This window comes from Marinobacter sp. bablab_jr003, from assembly GCF_016464245.1.
GTDB classification, from domain to species: domain Bacteria; phylum Pseudomonadota; class Gammaproteobacteria; order Pseudomonadales; family Oleiphilaceae; genus Marinobacter; species Marinobacter vinifirmus.
On record NZ_JADARC010000072.1, the window covers coordinates 1 to 3,488 of the forward strand.

Sequence of the window (3,488 nt, forward strand, 5' to 3'; positions counted from 1 at the left end):
AGCCACTCGTTCAGGCTCGGGGGAAGAAGCAGTTCCTGATCAGGTGAATAGGGGCGGAAGGTGGTTCCCATCGGATTCTCCGGTGCTGAAGAATTTTTACGTATTATGCCAGAAGGTGGCTCCTGCCGCGCAGACTCCTAGCGGTCAAATTTGACCACCTTTTTGGTTTGGGTGTTAGAAAATACGGAGCCAGTTCAGCGTTTCAGAGTTGGTATACACTGGTAGGAAATACGGAGCACGAATCGATATGAATACAAAGCGCCCAACCGAAAAAGAATTCTTGGACGGCCTAAATGCCCACACGGCCCATGCCGATGAACTGGCGGAACCACTGCCCCAAGAACTAAACCCGCTGGAGCGCCAAGAAGGTTCCGTTCAGGGTTATACTCGGCCAACTAAAAAGGACGAGAATAATGGCTACCGACGATGAGCATGCGACTGACTCCACATCGGTTTTTTGCGGCCAATCCGGTCGGGGTGGACTGGGTTTGTGGTGACCTGCATGGCGAGTTCGAGGCTCTTCAGGCCGCGTTATCGAATGCTGAATTCGACACGTCCGTTGATCGTCTGTTTCTGTTGGGAGACACAATTGATCGCGGCCCAGAGTCCCGGCTTCTTCTGGAGTGGGTTCTAGGTACCGACTGGGTATACAGCGTGATGGGTAACCATGAGCTCATGTTTATCGCCGGCGCTGAGGATAACCGAAACCGTTACAAGCACCGGGGAATGGGCGGTCACTGGACTGCGGGCCTGGATGAAACCTCTTACAAAAATCTGGCAATTCAGTGTCGTTACCAGCTGCCGCTCACCATGACGCTCGAGTGCGATAACGGACAACTCGGGCTGGTACATGCTCAAAGCCCTTTCGATGATTGGCGAACCGTTCAGGAGACACCCTTTTCAGAGCGCTTTGCCATCGAATGCACGTGGCCCTGGAACCGCGCGCAGGGTGCGGATCAACACATTTCAGGTATCACGGCCGTGGTATCGGGCCACATCGGAACCGCCGAGGTCATTCTGAGGGGAAATCAGGTTTGGATCGATATTCTGGCGAAAACGGGTCAGGTGCCGTTGATGCCGGCTCGTCAGGTGCTGGATCGAGTGGCGGCACATCCATCTGATCACCAATAGCAATCCGTTCCAGGCCAACCGGCGGAGCTTGATCCCACTCTCGGAGCGTCTCTGGCACGGGCGCGTCGGGGTTACACTGGGCCACCAGTTCAGTCAAGCTGTAAGACTTTCTATTCTTCATAGCATTACCTTCGGTGGCCTCTGCGCCTCCCGGATCACCGCGGCCTGCCGAACTCCGGTTTCTGGGTTGGAGAACCTGTCTGGCGCCTGGTATTCGCCATCCCACTCCTGAGCATGCCGGTAGCGAACAACCTCTTCGGGGGTGAGCTCGACAATTTCATCAAAGCCGGTTTCGTAGCTCTCAACCAGCACCGGTGTTTCCGGTGGTGGCTTTTGTAGCTGTGCCATTAGTTCTTCTGCGGTCACGTTAGATGCCCTCAGAGCATGAAATATTCGTCGTCATCTAGATTCACGTGCACACCCTTTTCATTCACCCGCTCCTTGCACAGGTCAACGAGTGCGTGGTCATCAATTGATGTTGCAAGCCATTCAGGCAATTCGCCCTTATCCGGCATAGGCATCCACGCAGCAACGGTGGCCCCTTCAGGGATATTGACCCATTGCCGACCCACAGCATAGGCATCAGTGATACCGCTGTTTCCACGACCAGACCAGTATCCCAAGTACAAGACGATCACGACCTCCCTGTCTTCAGGCATTTGATCCTTGGGATTAATCCACGACATGTGCCCCTCCTCAATCAAAATTGGCCGATTTATATCTCCACTACAATCGGCGCGTTCCTCGGCTCATAACGTGCGGTGCAGATACTGGCGTTAATCAACTTCATTTTTTCACGTTGATACTGTCCGTAGCCCTCGTGGATATGACCAAAAATGTGCGCTTTAAGTGAGAGTTGCTGGATTCGGTCAAGCAAGTCCATGCAGCCAACATTCTGGCATTTGAATCCGAGGTTTGCCTCATCACCAATGCCTTTCGGTGGTCCGTGGGTGATCAGCACATCGGTATTGTCCGGAATGAGCTGCCATTTCTGGTGCAACTGCTGGCCACGCTCCAGCATAAATGCCCAATCCATAAAGGTGGGTGTCCAGGGTGAACCCCAGAACCGAACCCCCTCAATCTCCGCGCCGCTGTCTTCCAGGTAATTGGCGTTCGTCAGTGCCTGCCGTGCTAATTCCGGCGTTTCCTGGAAAGCCCAGTCGTGGTTGCCGGCAATTACAATTTTGTGCCGGTGCGGCAGCGTTCCGAGCCACTCATTGAGCTCTTCGATATTTTCCAGCGTGCCCTGGCCCAGGCAGTCACCGGCATGAATCAACACATCGCCATCTGGAACATTCAGTATGCGATGGTGCAGACTGTGGGTGTCGGAAATACAGACCAGTTTCATACCGCCCTCTCCGGTAATGTCAGTAACTCGGACTCTAGTGACCATTTCATAAAAGACAGCAGCCTGGTGATGTTTCGGGCATCATCCACGCCCCGATGCTGGCTGCCCTCAAAGGCGAGATCGTGAAAAACCAAAGCGCTGGCTAGACCGTTCCTTTTTTTCTGGCCGGTGGTGCGGCGCCAGATACGTTTCAGGTTCAGATGAGGGCGGGCTAGGATAGCTGGCTGCGCCCCGTCCAGCAGGCTTTGGGCTTCCAGATGCAATCTGTCGTAGTTGCCCCAGCTGCACCAGATTAAATCGTCCGGCAGATCACCCAGCCAGGCATTCATAGCCTGAACAGCCCCCGGGAACGCCGGCGCTTCGTCCACCATCTCCTGGGTGATCCCGGTCAACTCAGTGCAAAAGCTGCTTAGTGCAGGATTCCGGATTGGCCTGACCAGAAACGATCCGGTATCCAGCAGCTTCCCTTGTCGAGTCGCAAGAGCACAACCGAGTTCGATGATCTCCATGTTGTGGATACCTTGTCCCTCGCCGTCAGGGGTTTTCTGGTCTTCCCAGCAGGTTGCCTCGAGGTCGACTACAAGGATCGATTTGTCACGCATTTGTCTTGTCCGGGTACTCGGTTTGGAATCTTAAAAGCGGATGTACCGATTTTAGGGGGTGGTTACAAAAGCGCTTCTCCGCTGATGTTTTTAGTAATGAGTATATCGCATTGCTAAGGGCTCTCAATTTTGTGTCGTCATCACACAAATGAAGCTGGCGGACCACGACCGCAACTGCAAGGATGAGTAAACGTTGGTTGGTGGCCTCGTGTGTTACCGCCCTAGAAAACTATGCTCAGTAAACAACCCACTTCCAGTGTAAGTACTGAGGTGGACCCCATCAGTTGGACAGCCTGAAGGTGCAGTTAAGCTCTGATCCGGCTGTATTCCCGGCTCAAGCTGCCAGGGTCATGGGTTGTTGGTAGTACACCTCATCCGGTGTTTGGTAATCAAGGGTTTGGTGGTAC

6 protein-coding genes are annotated in these 3,488 nt (G+C 53.8%); 2 read left to right on the forward strand and 4 right to left on the reverse strand.

Going from position 1 to position 3,488, the window contains the following annotated elements; genetic code table 11:
* Positions 1-247: 247 nt before the first annotated feature.
* A complete protein-coding gene (locus H3Z84_RS07235; protein WP_094626215.1) occupies positions 248-430 on the forward strand; it encodes a hypothetical protein in 183 nt (60 codons plus the stop codon).
* A complete protein-coding gene (locus tag H3Z84_RS07240) occupies positions 427-1,131 on the forward strand; it encodes a metallophosphoesterase (protein WP_199457006.1) in 705 nt (234 codons plus the stop codon). The genes H3Z84_RS07235 and H3Z84_RS07240 overlap by 4 nt, the downstream gene beginning before the upstream one ends.
* Positions 1,132-1,248: 117 nt before the next feature.
* On the opposite strand, the gene H3Z84_RS07245 is transcribed toward H3Z84_RS07240, so the two are convergent.
* The 4 genes from H3Z84_RS07245 to H3Z84_RS07260 are packed head-to-tail and all read right to left on the reverse strand — an operon-like array spanning position 1,249 to position 3,081.
* Positions 1,249-1,479 carry a hypothetical protein gene (locus H3Z84_RS07245; protein WP_228285741.1) on the reverse strand — a complete coding sequence of 77 codons (231 nt, stop codon included), beginning with the start codon at positions 1,477-1,479 and terminating at the stop codon, positions 1,249-1,251.
* A 29-nt stretch (positions 1,480-1,508) separates the two neighbouring features.
* Positions 1,509-1,817 (reverse strand): DUF551 domain-containing protein, encoded by a 309-nt coding sequence (locus H3Z84_RS07250; RefSeq protein ID WP_154707658.1) that lies wholly within the window; start codon positions 1,815-1,817, stop codon positions 1,509-1,511.
* 29 nt (positions 1,818-1,846) lie between these two features.
* Complete coding sequence (locus H3Z84_RS07255; RefSeq protein ID WP_094626009.1) at positions 1,847-2,479, reverse strand: metallophosphatase domain-containing protein; 633 nt, start codon at positions 2,477-2,479, stop codon at positions 1,847-1,849.
* Positions 2,476-3,081, reverse strand: a complete 606-nt coding sequence (locus H3Z84_RS07260; RefSeq protein ID WP_094626010.1) for a 3'-5' exonuclease — start codon at positions 3,079-3,081, stop codon at positions 2,476-2,478. The genes H3Z84_RS07255 and H3Z84_RS07260 overlap by 4 nt, the downstream gene beginning before the upstream one ends.
* Between the last annotated feature and the right edge of the window lie 407 nt (positions 3,082-3,488).